The organism is Pseudoduganella sp. UC29_106 (genome assembly GCF_044055365.1).
Taxonomy (GTDB): Bacteria; Pseudomonadota; Gammaproteobacteria; order Burkholderiales; family Burkholderiaceae_D; genus Rugamonas.
Map to the genome: position 1 here is coordinate 4,905,320 of NZ_CP171977.1, position 20,473 is coordinate 4,925,792.

The window sequence follows — 20,473 nt, forward strand, 5'->3', positions numbered from 1 at the left end:
TACTCCATACTGAGCCCGCACAACAACCCCATACGAAAGGGAGAACCATGGAGACAAAACGCACCACCCTCATTGCCTGCGCACTCACCGCACTCGCCATGCAAGCGCAAGCCGCGCCGGACACCGCGGTCGGCAACAAGCAGGGTTTCAACACGGACGTGATCTACCAGATCGTCACCGATCGCCTGGTGGACGGCAACAGCGCCAACAATCCCACCGGCAGCGCCTTCAGCCCCGGCTGCACGCAGCGCAAGCTGTATTGCGGAGGCGACTGGAAGGGCATCCAGAACAAGATCGACGACGGCTACCTGACCGGCATGGGCATCACCGCCATCTGGATTTCGCAGCCGGTTGAAAACATCACGGCGGTGCTGAACTACTCCGGCACCAACAGCACCTCCTACCACGGCTACTGGGCGCGCGACTTCAAGCGCCCCAACCTCGCCTACGGCACGCTGACCGATTTCACCAGCATGATCAACGCGGCGCACGCGAAGAACATCAAGGTCATCATCGACTTCGCGCCCAACCACACCTCACCCGCGTCGGCCACCGATTCCACCTTCGGCGAGAACGGCCGCCTGTACGACAATGGCACGCTGCTGGCCGGTTACGGCTCGGACCCCAGCAACTTCTTCCACCACAACGGCGGCACCAGCTTCTCCAACCTGGAAGACGGCATCTACCGCAACCTGTTCGATCTGGCGGACCTGAACCACAATAACGCGTCCGTCGACACTTACATGAAGGCCGCGGTCAAGACCTGGCTGGACCTGGGCATCGATGGCATCCGCATGGACGCGGTCAAGCACATGCCTTTCGGATGGCAGAAGAACCTGATGTCCTACATCAATGGCTACAAGCCGGTGTTCACCTTCGGCGAGTGGTTCCTGAGCGAGAACGAAGTCGATCCCGCCAATCACTACTTCTCCAACCGCAGCGGCATGAGCCTGCTGGACTTCCAATTCGCGCAAAAGGTGCGGCAAGTGTTCAAGGATGGCACCGCGAACATGACGTCGCTGAACCAGATGATCAGCGACACGTCCGGCCAGTACGCCCACGTGAGCGACCAGGTCACCTTCATCGACAACCACGACATGCCGCGCTTCCAGGTTGCCGGCGCCAGCGGCCGCAAGCTGGAACAGGCGCTGGCCTTCACGCTTACCTCGCGCGGCGTGCCGGCCATCTACTATGGCACCGAGCAATACATGCAGGGTACGGGCGATCCGGACAACCGCGCGATGATGACGTCCTTCTCCACCACGACGCCGGCCTACCAGATGGTGGCGCGGCTCGCCCCGCTGCGCAAATCGAACCCCGCCTTCGCCTACGGCACCACGCAGCAGCGCTGGGTCAATAACGATGTGCTGATTTATGAGCGCAACTTCGGCAACAGCGTGGCCGTGGTCGCGATCAACCGCAACCTCTCCACCGCCACGCCGATTTCGGGCTTCATCGCCGGGCTGCCGGCCGGCTCGTACACGGACGTGCTGAATGGACTTGGCCTTGGCGGCAACAACATCACCGTTGCCGCCAACGGCGCGGTCAGCAACTTCACGCTGGCGGCGGGCGCGATCGCAGTATGGCACTTCAATGCGGCGGCCACCGCGCCGAAGCTTGGCCACGTTGGCCCGAATATGTCAGCACCCGGCAAGACCATCACTATCGATGGCCGCGGCTTCGGCGCCACTCAGGGCACGGTGAAATTCGGCGCGACCACGGTCAGCGGCGCGAACATCCTTTCGTGGGAAGACACGCAGGTCAAGGTGCTCGTGCCCTCCGTTGCGGCGGGGCAGTACAACGTCAGCGTGGTCACGGCCGGCGCGGTCAGCAGCGACAACTGGGGCAGCTTCGAGATCCTGACCGGGCCACAGATCACGCTGCGCTTCGTCGTCAGCAACGCGACCACGTCGCCGGGCGAAAACGTCTATCTCTCCGGCGACAAGTTCGAGCTGACCAACTGGAGCGAAACTGCACCATTGGGCGCGCTGTTCAATCAGGTCGTGTACAGCTACCCGAACTGGTACACCGATGTCAGCGTGCCCGCCTCCACCACGCTCAGCTTCAAGTTCCTGAAGAAGAGCGCCAACCCGACGGTATGGGAAGGCGGCAGCAACCACACCTTCACCACACCGGCCAGCGGCACGGCCACGGTGAACGTGAACTGGCAGCCCTGATGCACCGCGCGGGCTGCCGGCAAAAGCCGCGGCCCGCTTGTTTGCGGCTGCTCTCAGCCACGCAGGCTGCAGTACTGTTGCAGGCTCAATAAAGCTCAGTTTTACTGTGCCGCAGTGGTGAAGGACCACGTCTTGTCGATGGTCTTGCCATCCACCACCGCGATCAACGAAACGTTATAGACCGTACCCGGCTTCAGGCGCTGCACCGGCACAAGCGTGGCGGCGAAGCCCAGCAGCTGTTGATCGTCCGTCAGCGCGGGCCCGTTGGTCGCAATGACTGGCCCGAGCTTGCCGCCCTTGTTCACAAGAATTCGTGCTTCGACTGCCGTACCGCCGGCGGGGGTCAGCGTGAACTGGCTGATTGCAATCGGCGTGGTGACGGCCAGGCTTCGCGTCTCGAAACTCACCGTGACCGGCGTGCCCGCTTCCGTCAAATCCGGCACAGGCGTTGGCGTTTCGGTGCGATTGAAGAAGACGTAAGGCACGTCCACCTGGTTTGCATACGGATAAGCGCGAATGCTGCCGGCACCCGGCAACTGCCCGGATTGCGTCGTGCTCGTAGCAATATCGACCACGCAAAGCGTTGATTGCCCAGATGCGGGAGTGAAGTTGTTGGCGGACACGCCAATATCGATCGTACTCGCAAACAGCAAGGCCACGTGATAAACAGAGTTAGCCCACTCCCCAACGCAGCTGGCGTATTTATCCGCACCGTTGGTGCTGTAGATCGCCTCGCCCGAGACTGCAGCGTTATAGCCTGCTGCGGCGATGCGGTCGCCAGCGCGGACGCCGGTGAAGCCGGGCTTGCCGGCAGTTTCGCCGTGCACTTCCTGGATGCCGTTCTGGTTGATGTAGCTCCAGTGCGCGTCAGCCGACTTGTCGAGCTGCAGGCTTTGCGCCAGCAGGCCCGAACCGATCTTGCCGCGCAAGGCGTTGATGGCATTGAATACGTTTAGGTTGCCGCTGCCGGGAAGATAAGTCGGAGCAGGTACGGTGGTGACGATATTGCCATCTGTCGGCGACGGCGGAGTGGGCGTGGGCGGGGTGGGCGTGGGATTGCTTACCGGCGGATTGGTCGCAACGACTTGCGAGCCGCCTCCTCCTCCCCCACCGCAGGCAGCCAGCAACGATAGCAGGACAAGTGAAGCCAGACTGCGGGACTTAACCATGTGCCTGCTCCCTGCGACGTAAGCCAAGAAAGGCCAGACCCAGGCCAAGCAAAGCCAGCGTCCCCGGCTCAGGCACTTCCTCTACCTGTTGCGGCTGGACTGGAGCTTCGATGAGCTGGGAAGGCATCGGTTGGCCCGGCGTCGAAGGCACGGCTGCATCGATGATTGGCTTGGTTTCCTGCGGAGTCGGAACGATCAATGGCAAGGTCACGGACGGCGCTCCAGCGGGGGAGCCTGCCGCAGGTCCAGTCGACGGTCCGCCGCCAAAAACTGGAGATGGCGTGTTGTCGAAACCCGGCAAAGGCAGGCTCCCAAACCCGGGCAACGGCGTGCTGCTGTAGTTCATGAAGCTGAATTCAATACTGTTAACCGTGCTCACAGCAATCGGATCGGCGATCGCGTGAGCCCCTGCCAGAACGGAGCAGGCTAGCAGGCAAGACTTGAACAGCGTAGTAGCTTTCATTTTGCGCTCCATTAATTTTAGTAGTGGAAACTACAATCAGAACGAAGCATCAATCATGCCAATTAACTAAGTACCTGATTACGCTGAGTTAGCTCAACTTCCAACATGCGATGTGTAAAATTTTGCGACATTAAAGTTTGCATTTGGAAAAATTAACAATCTGCAATTCGGGTCACAATTCGGGGTCAGGTCTGTCATTCGGACACGCGAACGGTTTATTTGATTTATCTCAATATGCGGAATTGGCAGTAGAGCGGTATTGATATTGCTCAAAGGTGCGACTGATACCGCCGCGCCAACGACGGTATCCAGGCGGAGGATTTACTGCGCGGCGGTAGTGAACGACCAGGTCTTGTTAATTGCCTTCCCATCCACCACGGCAATCAGCGACACGGTATAAACCGTACCGGGATTCAGCCGCTTCACCGGAATAAGCGTCGCGGCAAAGCCCTGCATCTGGCTATCGTCGGTGAGTGCAGGGCCGTTGGTGGAGATGGCAGGACCCAGCTTGCCGGCCTTGTTCACGAGGATGCGCGACTCCACGGCCGCACCGCTAGCAGCCGTCAGCGCAAACTGACTGATTGCAAGCGGCACGCTGATCGCCAGGCCTTTGGTCTCGAAGCTCACGGTGACAGGCGTGCCAAGTTCCGCCAGGTCCGGCGCGGGCGTCGGCGTTTCGGTGCGGTTGAAGAATACGTAAGGTACACCGGTCTGGTTCGCGTAAGGATACACACGAACACTTCCGGCGCCCGGCAGCTGCGCGGCCTGCGTGTTGCTGGTTGCGAGGTCCACCACGCACAGCGTACTGGCGCCAGCGTTGACATTGCCCGTGGCCACGCCAATATCGATCGTGCTGGCGAATAGCAAGGCGGCGTGATAGACCGAGTTGGCCCATTCTGCAACGCAGGTGGAGTACTTGTCCGCACCGCTGGTGCTGAAGATTGCTTCCGCACTTACGGTGGCGGTGTAGCCCCCAGCCGCGATACGGTCTCCAGCACGGACGCCGGTATAGCCGGGCTTCCCAGCCGTCTCCTGGTGCAGTTCAAGCACGCCGTTCTGGTCGATATATTTCCAATGCGCATCCGCGGATTTGTCGAGCAACGCGTTCTGCGCGAGCAGGCCGGAGCCTATCTTGCTGCGCAGATCGTTGATGGCATTGAACACCTGCAGGTTGCCGCTGCCTGTCGCGTAAGTCGGGGGCGGCACCGACACGACGATGTTGCCATCGGATGGTGGTGGCGTTGGCGTGGTGGGCGTTGATGGCGTTGAAGGTGCTGTCACTGGCGGAGTGTTCGACACAACGGTGGAACTTGCGCCACCGCCGCCGCCGCCACACGCAGTCAGCAACACACCCGACATCACTACGGCCAGATACTTGAGCTTGCTCATGGGTCTCCCCTTTTCAAATTGACAGACGAATTCCGGCGGTGCGCCGGGGAGGGAGCGCGTCCGCCTTAGCGCGCGCTCAGATGCGCCGGCGTGATGCGAGGGCTGCCATGCCAAGTCCCAGCAAGGCCAAAGTGCCAGGCTCCGGAACTTCGCCTTCCTGTTGCGCCGGCACTTGAATGCCCTCAGGTCCCGACGGACCGCTCGGTCCGCCAGTCGGCGAGGTCCCACCGCCGGGGCCGGAAGTGAGTTCTTGTGGCGTTGGCACAATCGAAGGCAGGTTCGAAGGCGGCGGGACTTCAGCCGGCAAGCCTGCAGGCTGAGACGGCAAGCTATTGCCGTAATCCATAAAGCTGAACTCGATGCTGTTGACGGTGAACTGGCTGGCGGAAATCGGGTCCGCCTTGGCGTGAGACGCCGCCAGCATGGTGCCGGCCGCCAGGGTTGATAGAAGGCTCAATCTGAAAAGAAAGATAGCATTCATGTTTGCTCTCCACTACTGAGTGATAGGAAGAAAGACGATTAACTATCAAGCATCATTCATGCCAATTTGCTAAACCTATGATTATTAAATACTAACGGTCCATGCCTCAGTACAAGGTGTAAAGATTCCCGACAACGGACGTTGCGAATTGTCTTTCCGCGCGGGAAAATTGCCCCGAATCTCAACTTGACGCCGGTATCGCCTTGCGCGACCATCAGCTAACGTTCCCCCTAAAAAGCCAAAGCAATGGCCCGGGCAGCACTTCGATTGACGCTAATTGCCTGCCTTCTGGCCGCGCGTTGCGCGCTGGCCGATACCGTGCTTTATCCGCGTCCGGAAACCGTGGACGACGTCCGCGGCGGCTACACCTACCAGTTATTGCAACTAGCCCTGGCCAAGGCCGGCAGCTCACGCGTGCTTGCCCTGACTCCGCATGTAATGCCGCAAGGCCGCTCGATCGTGGAGATCGCAGCCGGCTCCGGGAAACTGCACGTGATTGCCACCATGACGTCGCGCGAACGCGAAGAGAAACTGTTGCCGATACGCATCCCCATCAGCAAAGGCCTGATCGGCTGGCGCCTGTTCCTGGTTCGCGCAGACCAGACGGAACTGTTCCGCAATGTCACCACGCTGCAAGAACTGCAGTCCTTCCGGATGGCGCAGGGCCACGACTGGCCGGACCTCAGCATCCTTGAGCACAACGGCTTGCGCGCCGCGGCAGTGTCGAACTATTCCAGCCTATTTGAAATGCTCAAGGCCGGCCGCATCGACTACCTTCCCCGCTCCGCCATGGAAATCTGGCAGGAAGCAACGCGGCACAAGGAACTGGCGATCGAGCCATACCTGCTGCTATACTACCCTGCCCCCGACTATTTCTTCGTCAACCGGGCCGATGTGGAACTGGCGGAAGAGATACGCCGCGGCCTGGAGCTGGCGATAGCCGACGGTTCCATGGATAGGCTGTTCTACCAGCACTACGGCAAGCTGCTCCGCCAGTCGAACCTGGACAAGCGCCGCATCCTCGAACTGAAAAATCCCGAACTGACGCCGGAAACGCCCCTGGAGCGCAAGGAATTATGGTTTCGGCTGGATGATCTGAGGCGCGCGCACTGAAGTTGGCGGTCTCAATTACCCCCGCCACAGCCGCCGATTGCGTTTATAGGCAGCGCGCGCGGGTACCTGTAGCGTCACCGCCGTGCTGCCTGCGCCGCTCTCGATGCGCAGCGTTCCACCCACTCGCTGTGCTCTCTCGCGCATGCCCGCCATTCCCCAATGGCCTTCCTTGCCCCCGGCATGCAAAATCATCGGCGGTATCCCCCTGCCGTCGTCACGGACGGCCAGGGTAAAGCAGTGTTTGGCATAGATGACCTGCGCGGTTACCCCGTCCGCCGCGGCATGCCTGCAGGCGTTGGTTATCGCCTCGCTGGCGATGGCAAGAATCTCGTGCGCCAGGCCGTCGGTCAGTGAGCGTGGCTCACCTTCGATATCGACGCGCAGTTGCGCCTGACAGTAGGTTCTTCCTGCCGAACGTCCAATTTCTTCCAGGGCGGAACCCAAGTCGACCTGTTTGCCATCGCGTAGTCCCTGTACTTCATCCCGGCCTTCGACCAATGCCTTTTCCGCCTGCTCCAAGGTATGGTCAATGTCATGGCGCGCTTTGCTTTCGACGGGCAAATTGAGGCCGATTACATGCAGGCGCAGGATGACGGCCTGCATGCTTTGAATGATGGTGTCATGCAAGGTGCGTGCAATGCGTTCCCGTTCCTTCGTCCGCACAACAAAACGTTCCTCCAGCCGGCGCGTTACGACGCGCATACGGTATATGTAAAGCCGCCACAGCAGGATCAACAACGTCAGCACGCATGCGGCCCTGAACCACAAGGTTTGGGTCAAAGTCGGTAACACCGTAAAGGCCATCTCTGCCTTGCCATCGCTCCAGGGGCCGTTATCAACCGCCGCGCGCACACGGAAAAGGTAATTACCGGGCGCGATATTCGTGTAATAAGCGACGCGCCGCTCCGCCGCATCCTGCCAGTCGCTATCGATTCCATCAAGCTGGTACTGGAAGCGCACATGCTGCGGACGGCCAAGTTCGAGTGCCGTATACGCAATGCTGAAATTGTCCGTGCCAGGCGGGAGTTTCAATCCTGGCCGACTTTGTTCATCCTGCCCGTGATGGCGCAGACGAAGTATCTCCACGAAGGGTGCTGGATGGACCTTCTGAAATTCATTGGATGGCAGGCGCAGCAATCCTACCGACGTCATGAAGAGCAGACTGCCCTGCGGTCCCTGCCCGATGCTTGGGAGGCGCGACATGGTCGCGGTTTGGCCCACATAGCCATCCGAACTATCGATCAATTCGTAACGCAAAGGTGCTGCAGGACTGGCAAGCGCGTAGCGCCAGTCGGCGAGGCGAACATGAACAACCCCTTTGCCCGCGTTGAACCAGCGATCGCCGTCCACGGTGACCGCCATGCCCGTCGCAAAGCGCAACACATCCGGATTGGAGGCAGTTAACTGTTGGAAGCGGCCGCTCTGTAATACAGCAAGGCCACGCTCGCCGCCAGCAATAACCTCCTGCGCATCCGCCCTCAGGCCAATGACGGCGCCCAACTCGGTGGCATAAGTTTGCTGGCGGCCATTATCAAACGACACCACCCGCCCGTCGCCATAACCTAACCACAACTGCCCCTTGCGGCCGGGGACAATGGCCGTGGGACCAGCCTCGATACCGAATTGAGTCGCTGGCACCCAGCGCCCATCAGTCAGAGCCAGCAAGCCAAGCGTGTTGAGGTACACCCATATCCGCTCCCCATCGTCAATGATCCGGGTCGCTATCCAGTCCCTCGGTTGTCCGTCCGGTCCCTCGGGAAAGGCGACGAGCGTGGTTTTGCCGTGATCGCGGCGTTCGAGAAAGCGCTTGGTCGCAAGGAGCAGCGCGCCGTCCCGTGCTGTCGCCACCGCTCCATACGGCTCTTCGCTCTCATGCACAGCCGGGCCACCGTCACCCGGCAAGCGCCAGAGACCTGGCGCGTTTGGCGTGGCCGCCCACGTGTTGCCATCGACATCGTTTGCTACGGAATACGGTTCTATGCCCGGTATGCCGCGCACGGCTTGCAAGCGGCTATGACGCAGACGCTCCAACCCAGCCATCGTGCTTATCCAGATATTGCCAAGGCGATCTTCAAGCAGGCCCGTGGTGGAGAGTGAAGACAGCTGCCACGGCTGGTCGAATTTGTCGCTGAAGTCGCGTTCTGAGATGCCTGCCAGTGACTGTGCGCCGGCGAGCAGCGACACCCCTTGCAGCGGTCCGACTTGCCAGAGGCTGCCGTGGCGATCGAACATCGCTGCCCCGTGCGACTCGTGGGCTGTGCTGAGCGGCGGCCTTGGTTTGTTCGCGGTATCGGAAAGTCTGACCAGGCTCTCTCCGTAATACGTTTCAAACCAGATCTGTCCGTTGGGCGACATGAGGATTCCACCCCTTCCACGCAGCCCTGCCTTGCCTATTTTCTGGAACCGGTTCGAGGCGCGGTCCAGCAGAAAAACGTCGTACAGATCCGACACCCACACCTGGGTGCCGTCTACAACGATAGAGCCTGCCCGTAGTCCGGTGAAACCCTGTTCCGGACCGTATCGCAACAGCTTCCCGTTCGCATAGCGGTGCAGTTTCGAAGCGGTGGCCAGCCACAAACTGCCGTCCGGATCACGGGCAATCTGGTTAATGCCTCGCAAATCAGACCGGAGCTTATCGCCCGTCAAATGCGCCAGTGTTCCGTCGCGGTGGCGAACGGTGAGGCCGCCGTATTCGTAGCCGATCAGGAGGTCGCCATTTTCAAGCGCCAGCAAGCTGCGAATATTGTCCCCGAGTAGTCGTGCACCGGCCGGGGCGGTGTACCGCTCAAAGCTGGTACCGTCGAATCGGTAAAGACCAAAATTGGTGCCCAGCCATAGCCAGCCGTCAGGAGTCTGCGCCATCGTCCAGATACTGCCGGGAATCCCGTCGCGCGCCGTCCAGGTGGCGTGATGATAAGAAGCCAGTTGCCCATCCGGGTTGAGCGCAAGCGCGCTTTTCGCCGCAAGACACCAACCTAGAATCGCTAATCTTTTGAGCAGGCGGTTGAGTAAAGGTACGACCAAGATGTATTAACGTGCATGCAATATAAGGGATCTATTTATATCATAATTTCAATAGCTTTTTTGCTAACACGAATATGCCGAGCTCGCCGAATCGCCGTCGTAGCAGCCTTATCTGCAAGACAGTATTTACGCTTCGTTTCTGTTCTGCCACCGATCCGTATAAACCATGTCGGTCAGCTCGCCGCGCACTGCCCACCCTTCGAGTTCAAGCATAGGCTTCCGATAAAAACCGGCGACGTGCCCGAGACAAATAATTGCGACTGGCTTCGCACCATCCGGCATGCTCAACAAGGCTGCCAGCTTGATCGGGTCGAACAGCGACACCCAGCCCATGCCCAAGCCCTCCGCACGGGAGGCCAGCCACATATTCTGAATGGCGCAGGCAACCGATGCCAGGTCCATCTCCGGCAAAGTGCGGCGGCCGAAGACATGTTTTTCGCGCTGGTCCATCAAAGCCGCCACCAGTACCTCGCCGCATTCGCGGATACCCTCGACCTTAAGGCGCATAAACTCTTCGTTGCGCTCTCCCAATGCCGCTGCGGTAAACTGGCGCTCTTCATCAACCAATGCATAGATCCGTTCTCGCAGTGCCTGGCTTTGAATGCGGATGAAACGCCACGGCTGCATAAGGCCAACGCTTGGCGCTTGATGCGCTGCTGTTAGCAAGCGCATGAGCATAGCTTCATCGACGGCTCCGGGAACGAAGTGCCGCACGTCGCGCCGTTCAGCAATCACTCGATAAACGCTGTCGATCCCTGCCTGATCAAAACGATTTTGCAATTTTCGCCCACTGTTGATGAAATACTGCCAACTGCACGAGTGCTGTTGACGACATTGTCCGTTTTTTCCGGGATAACGTTATAGCACGAAATGCCGACCGGTTGGACCACCACTGCAACGCGGTCGTATGAGCCGGCAACACCCAACTTCCGCCCCTGCCCCTATCCCCTGCTCACGCGGGCACTCATCAGGCGGCCTGCCTCTCTAGCGCTAACAACTCTATGATTGTATTTTCACTTTACAACCTATTGATTGTAATATCAAAAAACAACCCATATACTGTATGTGTACTCGACCGGGAGCCAGCGAATGCAATTCAACCTTCAAACCATCGACCAGCTGAAGCCCCTGATCCAGGGTTTCAGAAAGAAGGCGGGTCTCACTCAGGCGGATATGGCTGAAAAGCTGGGCGTATCTCAGCAGAACTATGCCAAGATGGAATCGAACATTGCGGCAACCAGCGTGGACCGGTTGTACACCATCCTGCGGCTGCTGAATGTTGAAATCAGTTTTCATGATGCCACAGTGGAGGAACCGCGCGCCGCAGCACCGCGTGTCAGCAGAAAATCGCAGCAGCCGACCAGCAAGGATGCAGTGCCAAAATTAGTCGTGACACCAAAGAAGGTGGCCAAACCGTCCGATACAACCAAGTGGTGACCAATGGCACGCGCAGCAAACCGCGGTAGTCTGAACGTTTGGCTCAATGGCATTCCGATTGGTCAGTGGACGACAAGCCGGCACTCTTCCTCCTTCCAATACTTCGACGACTGGCTCGACGACGAACAAGGACGCCCGCTGTCCTTGTCGATGCCCTTCCGGCCAGACAACAAGGCATACGAAGGTGACGTCGTCACCAACTATTTCGACAATCTGCTCCCGGACAGCGAGCCAATCCGGCGGCGCCTGGCGCAGCGCTACCAGACTGGCGGCACTTCCCCATTTGAGCTACTGGCCGCGATCGGGCGAGACTGTGTAGGCGCCGCGCAGCTGCTACCGATCGACGCGGTGCCGGAAGATCTGTTCACAATCCAGGGCGAAGAACTGGATGAGCACCGCATCGCCGAGATTCTGCGCGCCACAACGGCGCCAGGCGGGCTAGGCCACCAGGATCACCATGATGACCTCAGGCTCTCTATCGCGGGCGCACAGGAAAAGAATGCCCTGCTCTGGCACGAAGGCAAGTGGCTGCGCCCTACGGCGAGCACGCCGACAACCCATATCCTCAAGCTGCCCTTGGGCCTGGTCGGCAACATGCGCGCCGACATGCGCACTTCCGTCGAAAATGAATGGCTTTGCTCACAAGTCATGGAGCTATTCGGCTTGCCCGTGGCGCGCACTGCAATCCTCCAGTTTGAGGACCAGAAAGTACTCGGTGTGGAACGGTTCGACCGGAAGTATTCGGATGACAGGAGTTGGATTGTCCGCCTGCCACAGGAGGACATGTGCCAGGCGACCGGCTGCTCGCCCAACCAGAAATATCCGGCTGACGGCGGCCCTGGCATCGAGCGCGTCATGCAACAGCTGCTCGGTTCCGCAGCCGCCGGTTCCGATCGGCGCAACTTCTTCAAGACCCAGCTGATTTTCTGGCTGCTGAAAGCGCCAGACGGCCACGCAAAAAATTTCAGCATCTTCATCGAGCAAGGTGGAAGATACCGCGCCACGCCCTTCTACGACATTCTGTCGGGCCACCCAGTGATCGGCCATGGCCGCAACCTGATCGCGCCACAGAACGTCAAACTGGCTATGGCTGTTCGGGGCAGCACCAACTACTACCTGGCGGATCGGATCCAGCGCCGGCATTGGACGTCGATGGCCAGCCGGGTCAGGCTCGGTGCCGCGGCTGCGGAAGAAATCATTGAGGAGACACTTACGCAGGTGCCAGACGTCATTGAAGAAGCCTACCGCCACCTGCCGCCTGAGTTCCCACAAGATCTCGCCGATAGCATTCTGCAGGGAATGGCCCGACAGTGCGACAACCTGAAGCGGCAGCCATCCGGCACGTGACTACACGAGGCCATGGCCGACGTATCGCGACAGTCTTCGCCGCTGACATTCAGCCTATCCGTGTCATCACGCGACGCGAGCGCCGGTTAGCCCCCCCCTGAATCGCCGGACACTGTCTATGCGCTATCCTTACGACCAGGAGTAAGACTGTGCATATGACTAAGGAGGACGAGGCGGTGGCGAACAAGCAAACCGTCGAGGTAGTAACTATCAGCGAGGAGCGCCGGCGACGCTGGAGCGCGGCCGAAAAGGCATCGCTGGTGCGCGAAACGTACCAACCGGGAATGACCGTGTCGCTGGTGGCGCGCAAGCATGGAATCAGCGCAAGCCAGCTGTTCAACTGGCGCAAGCTTGAGCGCGAAGGGGCACTGATCGCCGTCCAGGCCGGAGAATCGGTAGTACCTGCCAGTGAATTGGCCGCCGCTCGCGCCGCGATTGCGCTGCAGCGCATGCTCGGCAAAAAGACGTTGGAAGCGGAAATCCTCAAAGAAGCCGTGGACATTACCCGGTCAAAAAAGTGGATTGCGCGCGCGCCCTTGTTGCCGACGGACGACCAGTGAAGTCGGTCTGCCAGGGCATGGCGCGCTCGCAAATTTCCGAATTGAAGACACGACCGGCCGGCTGGACCGATGGCCGTACAGCGCGCGTTCGAGCAGAGGCTGCCGACTTGGCGCTGGCGGATGCGGTACGCGCCGAGATCGGCGAGTTGCCGCCCTGCGGTTACCGGCGATGCTGGCGCCTTGGTTAACACGCAGGACCGAAGTGACATCATCATCGCAGTTGGGCAATCCGCGCCAGCGGGCCGGCAGAACTCGGAATGCAGTCCGTTACCACAGGTGCGTATGCCGTCACCCAAGGTAGAGTTGTTAACGTACCCGGCGGGGTGCAGGTACCTGTGATAGAAGTCCGAAGTCGGTACCCAAGGTAGCGTGTCGGAAGGCCAATCGCAGGCATCATGCCATTATGTGTGTGAGGCGTCACATTAACCGTTATGGCTGCGCGCGCTCAAATCCCGTATCAGTGAGTTTGAAGGCGTCGATAGCGGGACGCTCCTCGATCCACCCTTGAGTAATTGCATATTCCAGGCCCGCCAAGAATTCCATCACAACAAATCCCCGAGGGAACCACACCTTCATGAAATTACTGATCCGTAAAACGTCACCCGGGCGCGATTCGAACATATGCACGTATATATTCAAAATCTCTGCGGCGGACTCTTCTGGTGCGTGGATGATAGCCATGTAGTACTCCCAAGGACAAACGATATCTAGACTGCTCTCTTCATTCTTTTCTTAACGTAAAATCAAGGTGTTGCGGATAACAAAAGCGCCACATTACACAGCCGCGTGCAACTAGGCGCAAGCCGGGCGGCGTCGATCTACTCCGCTACTGGCCTTTCTGAGGGAAGCCAGCAAGTTTTCAAACGCGGTGACACCGCCGCCCAGGTCGTAGCTCAGGTCTGACACGGTACCGAAGCGCTCGACAGGAGGCCTGGCACACGGCGGCTTTATCGCCACTTCAAATCGAAGGAAACCTGCTAGCAGCGACAGCCTCCGAGCGACATATATAGCCCAGCAGTCTAGGCCTTCGCAGATGATGAAGCCGCCGTCAGCTATCCTTCATGTGCCGATAGGTGCCAGGCGTTACGCCAGTCCAGGTGCGGAACGCCCGGTGGAATGACGACACTTCGCCGAAACCCAGCTCCAGCGCAATCTCGAGCATCGACTCGTTCGAGTTGTTCAGAAGCTCGACCGCAAGATCGCGCCGCAAATCATCTCTCACTTTTTTGAAAGACGTACGTTCAGCTTCCAGCTTGCGGCACAAAGTTCGAGATGACATACGCAATGCCTCCGCGATCTCTTCGATATTCATATTACCGACGCCCATCCTCATCAACTGTTCCCGCACCTGGTGCGTAACAAAGGAATCTTTAAAGGAGACGAATATCCAGTCTCTTGGCAGACGTGCGATGAAAGGCTTGACGTCGCGGGGAACGCGCTGGATACGCAAGCTTAATTGGTCGCTATCGAGCACAATCTGGCTTGCGGGCTGGTTGAAAAATACTGGTCCCGGAAAAAGGTTTTGAAACTCTTGCGCATAAGGCGGACTGTCGAACGCAAAGTCGACCCTGAGCAGCCTGACTTCACGTCCCACCAACCATGACGCCAGGCCATGAATCACTTTGAGCACCATCTCGATCGCCATGGTTTTGCACCGTCTGCCGCCACGGGGTTCGTCGATAACAATTCGGCTGATATCAGGACTATGGATAAGCTCTACTTGAAAATCATGGATCGCAAGTCGTAAGAACCGCGTATACCGATAGATGGCAACGCCCATCGTAGGCGCGTTAATGATGCTCAGCACACCAAATTTCAGCGCGCCACCCCTTACCGGATGAGACAAGAGTTGGGGAAGCTCGTCATCGTACTTCTCGGCAATGAGACGGTACAACGCGACGAACTGGTCTTCGGTAACGCGTCCACCCGGCTCCTTCAGAACAGCTTCCGCAATTCCAGCTTGTTGGACAAGAAATGCTGCATCGCCGCCGGCGGCTCCGGACGCATTGAGAAACGCATTAACGAATCCTGATGATAGTGTTAGCGCAAGCTGACTCATGATGCCTTCCGTTGGCGTCAACCGCCTATCCGTGCGAACATCGGCACAGATAAGTGGACTTTACGCCTCAGACCGCCTCTGCCGGAAGATTCAGCCATATCCAGTCGCATTGTTCCACAGGGCACAGCCACGCCTCGACAAGAGGAAGCTCGTGAAAAATAAAGATACCGGGCCGCCACGATCTTGGCTTCAACAAAGCCGGATGAACGCCGCTCACAATTTCCGGCTTGAATCGCGGCACGTGCAACGTCAAGCCAGATCCATCCCATTACCACATGACCGAACGCCCTGAGGTAGGCTGTTGCATTGGCCAATGCCTCCGGCGCTCTGCCGCTTGCCCATGCCCGGGCAGTCGCGTGCTCTAGGCGCAGCAATGCGCCGCCCAGTTCGCTCGCCAGCGGCAGCAGCCGCTCCAGCTCCGACGCGGCCGCAACCGTTTCACGCATGCGCTGCAATAACAACCGGAAAGGCTCGCCATTTCCCATCAGCACTTTGCGTCCGAGCAGATCCAACGCCTGGATACCGTGCGTGCCTTCGTGGATCATGTTAAGCCTGTTGTCACGCCAATGCTGCTCGACCGGAAAATCGCGCGTATAGCCGTAGCCGCCCAATACCTGGATCGCCATGCTATTGGCCTCAAGGCACCACTCGCTTGGCCAGCTTTTTGCAATCGGCGTCAGCACTTCCAGCAGGGCTTTCGCCTCCAGCGCCGCGCTGCCCGTACCGGTGCGCTCCTCGTCCACCAGGCGGCTGCACAAGAGACACAGGGCTACCGCCCCTTCGCTATAGGTTCTCTGCGCAACCAGCATGCGCCTGACATCAGGATGCTGCGCGATCAGCACGGGTTCCTGTGCTGGGTCTTTCCCCGCACTGCGTCCAAGCTGGACTGGCCGCCCCTGCGGCCGCTGGAATGCGTATTCCCGCGATTCCAGGTAGCCCGCCATCCCAAGCATTGCGGCCCCCAGACCAACATGGATGCGTGCCTCGTTCATCATGTGAAACATGTACGTCAACCCGAAACCCGCGTCGCCAATGCGGTATCCAACGGCACCGCCGCCCTCGCCATAGTTGAGCAGGGTATTGACCGTGCCCCGATAACCCAGCTTGTGGTTGAGCCCCGCCAGCGAGACATCGTTGAGCTCCCCGGTAACGCGCCCATCCGCATCGACATTGAACTTGGGGACGATAAACAGCGAAATACCTTTCGTCCCAGCAGGCAACCGCCCTTCCGAGTCCGGAATCTTGGCAAGCACCAGGTGAACGATATTCTCGCCCATGGCATGCTCGCCCCCCGAAATCCACATTTTCCGGCCGCTGATGCGGTAACGCGGTCCGAGCGGATCAGACGCGTAGCCGGTGCCGTCGGGCTCCGCACGCGTGGCAATATCCGACAGGCTCGAACCGGCTTGCGGCTCGCTGAGATTCATCGTGCCGAACCACCGCCCCTCAAACTGCGGATGTGCGAACACGCGGCGCTGGCGCTCTGAACCATGGGCCATCAACAGATTCGCGTTCGCCACCGTGAGCATCGAATAACCGCGGATACCGATGCTTGCCGCACTAAAGAAACTGTTAGCGGCCATTTCGACAGTGCAAGGTAACTGCATTCCGCCGATTTCGGCATCCTGAGCGGCGGCCAGCATACCGGACTCCGCATAAGCCTTGCATGCAAATTCAGTGGCAGCGGGGAGGCTGACATGGGTCCCGTCAAAGTGGGGCTCCTCGGTATCGACCAGGCGGTTGAACGGCTCAAAGCGCTCTGCCGCTAGGCGTTCGCACAGATCCAGCACACCGGAAAATGTCTCGGGACCATGGTCGGCAAAACGCTGGCGCTCGCAAAGACGATTCACTTCCAGCCAGTCATTCAGATAGAAGTCGAGCGTCGCCCGGATTCTGGAGTAGTCAATAGCCATCAGAGCACCTCGAATAAAGCGGCAGCCCCCATACCGCCGCCAATACACATGGACACAACCGCATACTTCACCTTGCGGCGCCGTCCTTCAAGCAACGCATGACCGACCAGCCGTGCACCCGTCATGCCATAGGGATGGCCGATCGAAATGCCGCCGCCATCGACGTTGTACAAATCCGGATCGATCCCGAGCTTATCGCGGCAGTACAGCGCCTGGCATGCAAAGGCTTCGTTCAGCTCCCACAAACCAATATCGCTGACCTTTAAGCCATGCCGTTTCAACAGCTTGGGGATGGCGTACAGCGGGCCAATTCCCATTTCTTCAGGTTCACATCCGGCTACCGCCATGCCGCGGTAAAGCCCTAGTGGCTGAAGCCCCCGGCGCTCGGCCAGCACGCGGTCCATCACAACGCATGCCGATGCGCCGTCGGAAAGCTGGCTGGAATTACCCGCCGTGATGACTCCTCCGTCGGTCACTGGCTTGAGCGCCTGAAGTCCCGCAAACGTCGTGTCCGGCCGGTTCCCCTCATCCCTGGACAAGGTGACGGCCTGGTAGGAGACGGCGCCGGTATTTTTATCAACCACCGCCATCGTTGCGCTGATCGGCACGATTTCAGCGTCGAACCGTCCCGCTTGCTGTGCGGCTGCCGTACGGCGCTGGGACTCGAGGGCATAGCGGTCCTGCGCCGCGCGGGCAACCGCATACTTTCGCGATACGAACTCCGCAGTTTGCAGCATGGGCATGTACGCATGTTGCGCGCGCAGTATGACATTTTCATCCTGGTCGCGCACCGCCCAGTCGAAGTAAGGTGTCTGCCCGGCGGAGATGTTCTCCTGTCCGCCAGCCACGACAGTGTCCATCCCGTCGACTATCACCTGTTTGGCAGCGGTCGCCACCGCCATCAATCCGGAAGCGCACTGGCGGTCCATGGTCTGTCCCGCCACGCTGGCTGGCAAGCCTGCGGCAATCGCGCCAAGGCGTGCCACGTTCATGCCAGCCGTGCCGGCAGTCAGCACCGAGCCCATCACGGCGTCTTCGATCTCCGCCGGATCGATCCCGGCGCGTTGCACGGCATGTGATATCGCATGTCCGAGCAGCGTTGGGGATTTGATATTGTTCAGTGCTCCACGGTACGCCCGGCCAATCGGCGTGCGCGCGGTGGAAACGATTACCGCTTCTCTCATGGTTCTCTCCAAAGGCATTAGTTATGCGGTTCGCGCCCACTTGCTCAACGGAGCGCGCGTTTCAACAAGCTGCGTGAGCAGGGACGACGGGGTCCAGTATCCAAACGCATCCCCGCGCATGTCCGCGTAGTGGCGCAGACGGTCCGCGATCTTCGCCAGACCGATCTGCTCCGCCATGAACATCGGCCCGCCGCGATGGTCGGGGAATCCGTAGCCGGCGGTCCAGACGACGTCGATATCGCCCGGACGGTAGGCGATACCTTCGTCCAGGATGCGAAGTCCTTCATTGATGAGCGGATAAAACAATCTCTCGACTATTTCCTCGCCGGTGATATCGGTGCGGCAGGCAATTCCATGCAATTCGCCGAGTGCGCGGGCGGCTGCGGAAAAATCAGGATCAGGGATAGGCGTGCGCCCTTCATATCGGTAATAACCGGCGCCTGTCTTCTGCCCATACCTTCCCAGTTCGAACAGTTTGCGGACCACCGCCCGGTAAGCCGGATCGGCCGGCAGTTCGCCTGCTTTTGCACGTTCAATGACAACCTTTGCGCCCACATCCACGCCCGCCATGTCGAGCATCCGGCACGGCCCCATGGCCATGCCGAGCGACTCGGCAGCGGCATCGATCTGCTTCGGATCGGCGCCTTCCATCAGCAGGAACTCCGCTTCGCGCAAATACACTTCCAGCATACGGTTGCCGATAAAGCCGAAACATACGCCCGAGACAACCGGGGTCTTGCCGATGGCTTTCGCCAGCTTTATCACGGTGGCAAGGACCTCCGGGGCGGTAGCGTCAGCGCGTACGACCTCTAGCAGCCGCATCACGTTTGCGGGACTGAAGAAATGCATGCCAAGCACCCGTTCGGGACAGCCGGCCGCGCGGGCCAGCAAGTTGACATCCAGCGTAGACGTGTTGGTGGCAATAATTGCGGCTGGCTTTGCAACACGTCCGATCTGCGTACAGACCTCCTTCTCGAGTTCAAGGTCTTCGAAAACCGCTTCGATGATGAGATCGCAATCGGCGAGCGCGGTGTATTCCAGCGCGCCTGTCAGCAGGCCCATACGCTGCTCGACCTGTTCCGCGGTCAGTTTGCCTTTGGCGGCACTGGCAGCGTAATTCTTGCAAATAAGATCCAGGCCACGCTGCAACGCAGCCTCTGTCGTATCGAGCAGCACCGTGGGAATGTTTGCGTTGGCGAAGTTCATTGCAATGCCGCCGCCCATTGTGCCAGCGCCAACGATGCCTACCTTACCGATGGCCTGAAGCCCCGAACTATCCGACATGTCTGGAATCCTGGCCGCTTCGCGCTCGGCGAAGAAGAGATGGCGCAGGCACTTCGATGCTGTCGAGCTGAGCAGCGCAGCGAATTCACGCGCCTCGACCTGTCCCCCCTCCGCAAAGGTCCGCTCAGCGGCGGCCTCTACGCACCGCACTATTGCCGCCCGGGCGGGGTATTGGGGCTTACCGCCGGCTTCGGTGAAGTACAGCGCGAAGCCATCAACGGGCGGAGACGGCGCCGCCAGGGCGCTCGTTCTCCGCAACGCCGCACCACTTTCAACCAGGCGTTGGGCGCATGCCTTTCCGGCTGCGCGCGCTTCACCTTCGCAGACCTCGTCAATCAAGCCGTCCTGCAGCGCCCTCTTGTCCCAACCATGCCACCACTTAGCATCATATCGAGCGCCGTGACGGCGCCCGCCAGACGCGGCAAACGTTGCGTGCCCAGCGATCCAGGCAGCAATCCCAGCTTGACTTCAGGGAGGCCAAGTTTTGTGGCCCTCTGCGCCACCCGCCAATGGCACGCCATGGCAAGCTCGAGTCCGGCGCCCAATACCGTCCCGTGCAATGCCGCGATAACCGGTCTTTCAGAAGCCTCGATACGTGCCAACAACCGGTTGTATGCCTGAGGATTGAAATCACTGCTTTCGAACCAGGAGATATCGGCCCCGGCGACGAACGTGCGCCCCGCGCAGTAGATCACCAGTGCATCAAGGCTGCCGCGCCCCTCAAACTCGGCAAACGACTCTTCGAGCGCGGCGACAACGCGTGGAGAAATCGCATTCACCGGGCGGTTATCGATGCGGATCAGCCCGATGCTGCCTTCCTGTACAAATGTAACGGGAGAATTCATTTTGTATTTTCACCTTAAAGGTAAGTCA

15 protein-coding genes and 2 pseudogenes are annotated in these 20,473 nt (G+C 59.5%); 5 read left to right on the forward strand and 12 right to left on the reverse strand.

Annotated features, from left to right (window positions below; all coding sequences use genetic code 11):
• Positions 1 to 47: 47 nt before the first annotated feature.
• Positions 48 to 2,177, forward strand: a complete 2,130-nt coding sequence (locus ACHMW6_RS24580) for an alpha-amylase family glycosyl hydrolase (RefSeq protein WP_395400731.1) — start codon at positions 48 to 50, stop codon at positions 2,175 to 2,177.
• Positions 2,178 to 2,278: 101 nt separating this feature from the next.
• Here the strand turns inward: ACHMW6_RS24580 and ACHMW6_RS24585 are convergent, their stop codons facing one another.
• From ACHMW6_RS24585 to ACHMW6_RS24600, 4 genes are all read right to left on the reverse strand, one after another.
• Positions 2,279 to 3,346: a hypothetical protein gene (locus ACHMW6_RS24585; protein WP_395400733.1), complete on the reverse strand. Its 1,068-nt coding sequence runs from the start codon at positions 3,344 to 3,346 to the stop codon at positions 2,279 to 2,281.
• Positions 3,339 to 3,809, reverse strand: a complete 471-nt coding sequence (locus tag ACHMW6_RS24590; protein ID WP_395400735.1) for a PEP-CTERM sorting domain-containing protein — start codon at positions 3,807 to 3,809, stop codon at positions 3,339 to 3,341. Before ACHMW6_RS24590 ends, ACHMW6_RS24585 begins: the two co-directional genes overlap by 8 nt.
• 321 nt (positions 3,810 to 4,130) lie before the next feature.
• Positions 4,131 to 5,198 (reverse strand): CAP domain-containing protein, encoded by a 1,068-nt coding sequence (locus ACHMW6_RS24595; protein WP_395400737.1) that lies wholly within the window; start codon positions 5,196 to 5,198, stop codon positions 4,131 to 4,133.
• Between the two features lie 76 nt (positions 5,199 to 5,274).
• A complete protein-coding gene (locus tag ACHMW6_RS24600; protein ID WP_395400739.1) occupies positions 5,275 to 5,679 on the reverse strand; it encodes a PEP-CTERM sorting domain-containing protein in 405 nt (134 codons plus the stop codon).
• Between the two features lie 267 nt (positions 5,680 to 5,946).
• On the opposite strand from ACHMW6_RS24600, the gene ACHMW6_RS24605 reads away from it, so the two are divergent.
• Positions 5,947 to 6,792: a substrate-binding periplasmic protein gene (locus ACHMW6_RS24605; protein ID WP_395400741.1), complete on the forward strand. Its 846-nt coding sequence runs from the start codon at positions 5,947 to 5,949 to the stop codon at positions 6,790 to 6,792.
• Between the two features lie 15 nt (positions 6,793 to 6,807).
• On the opposite strand, the gene ACHMW6_RS24610 is transcribed toward ACHMW6_RS24605, so the two are convergent.
• Both ACHMW6_RS24610 and bluB read right to left on the reverse strand, forming a co-directional pair.
• Positions 6,808 to 9,816, reverse strand: a complete 3,009-nt coding sequence (locus ACHMW6_RS24610) for a triple tyrosine motif-containing protein (protein WP_395400743.1) — start codon at positions 9,814 to 9,816, stop codon at positions 6,808 to 6,810.
• A 126-nt stretch (positions 9,817 to 9,942) separates the two neighbouring features.
• Entirely contained in the window at positions 9,943 to 10,596 is a 654-nt protein-coding gene (bluB, locus tag ACHMW6_RS24615; RefSeq protein ID WP_395400745.1) for a 5,6-dimethylbenzimidazole synthase, read from the reverse strand.
• A 309-nt stretch (positions 10,597 to 10,905) separates the two neighbouring features.
• On the opposite strand from bluB, the gene ACHMW6_RS24620 reads away from it, so the two are divergent.
• The 3 genes and pseudogenes from ACHMW6_RS24620 to ACHMW6_RS24630 form a co-directional block, all read left to right on the forward strand.
• Positions 10,906 to 11,253, forward strand: a complete 348-nt coding sequence (locus ACHMW6_RS24620) for a helix-turn-helix domain-containing protein (protein WP_395400746.1) — start codon at positions 10,906 to 10,908, stop codon at positions 11,251 to 11,253.
• A gap of 3 nt (positions 11,254 to 11,256) precedes the next feature.
• The gene (locus tag ACHMW6_RS24625) at positions 11,257 to 12,600 is read left to right on the forward strand and encodes a type II toxin-antitoxin system HipA family toxin (protein WP_395400748.1); all 1,344 of its coding nucleotides are present in this window, start codon (positions 11,257 to 11,259) and stop codon (positions 12,598 to 12,600) included.
• 155 nt (positions 12,601 to 12,755) lie between these two features.
• Positions 12,756 to 13,342: pseudogene (locus tag ACHMW6_RS24630) on the forward strand (transposase); the annotation flags it as partial.
• 247 nt (positions 13,343 to 13,589) lie between these two features.
• Here ACHMW6_RS24630 and ACHMW6_RS24635 read toward each other — a convergent pair.
• The 6 genes and pseudogenes from ACHMW6_RS24635 to ACHMW6_RS24660 all read right to left on the reverse strand — a co-directional run bounded on the left by ACHMW6_RS24635 (position 13,590) and on the right by ACHMW6_RS24660 (position 20,445).
• On the reverse strand, positions 13,590 to 13,841 hold the full coding sequence (locus ACHMW6_RS24635; protein WP_395400750.1) for a hypothetical protein: 252 nt from the start codon (positions 13,839 to 13,841) through the stop codon (positions 13,590 to 13,592).
• Between the two features lie 367 nt (positions 13,842 to 14,208).
• Positions 14,209 to 15,219: an AraC family transcriptional regulator gene (locus tag ACHMW6_RS24640; protein WP_395400752.1), complete on the reverse strand. Its 1,011-nt coding sequence runs from the start codon at positions 15,217 to 15,219 to the stop codon at positions 14,209 to 14,211.
• Between the two features lie 67 nt (positions 15,220 to 15,286).
• Positions 15,287 to 17,132: pseudogene (locus ACHMW6_RS24645) on the reverse strand (acyl-CoA dehydrogenase).
• Positions 17,132 to 18,316: an acetyl-CoA C-acyltransferase gene (locus ACHMW6_RS24650; RefSeq protein WP_395400754.1), complete on the reverse strand. Its 1,185-nt coding sequence runs from the start codon at positions 18,314 to 18,316 to the stop codon at positions 17,132 to 17,134. Before ACHMW6_RS24650 ends, ACHMW6_RS24645 begins: the two are co-directional and overlap by 1 nt.
• 21 nt (positions 18,317 to 18,337) lie before the next feature.
• Positions 18,338 to 19,939, reverse strand: coding sequence for a 3-hydroxyacyl-CoA dehydrogenase NAD-binding domain-containing protein (locus ACHMW6_RS24655; RefSeq protein WP_395400756.1), 1,602 nt, complete (start codon positions 19,937 to 19,939; stop codon positions 18,338 to 18,340).
• Positions 19,936 to 20,445, reverse strand: coding sequence for an enoyl-CoA hydratase-related protein (locus ACHMW6_RS24660; protein WP_395400758.1), 510 nt, complete (start codon positions 20,443 to 20,445; stop codon positions 19,936 to 19,938). The genes ACHMW6_RS24655 and ACHMW6_RS24660 overlap by 4 nt, the downstream gene beginning before the upstream one ends.
• Between the last annotated feature and the right edge of the window lie 28 nt (positions 20,446 to 20,473).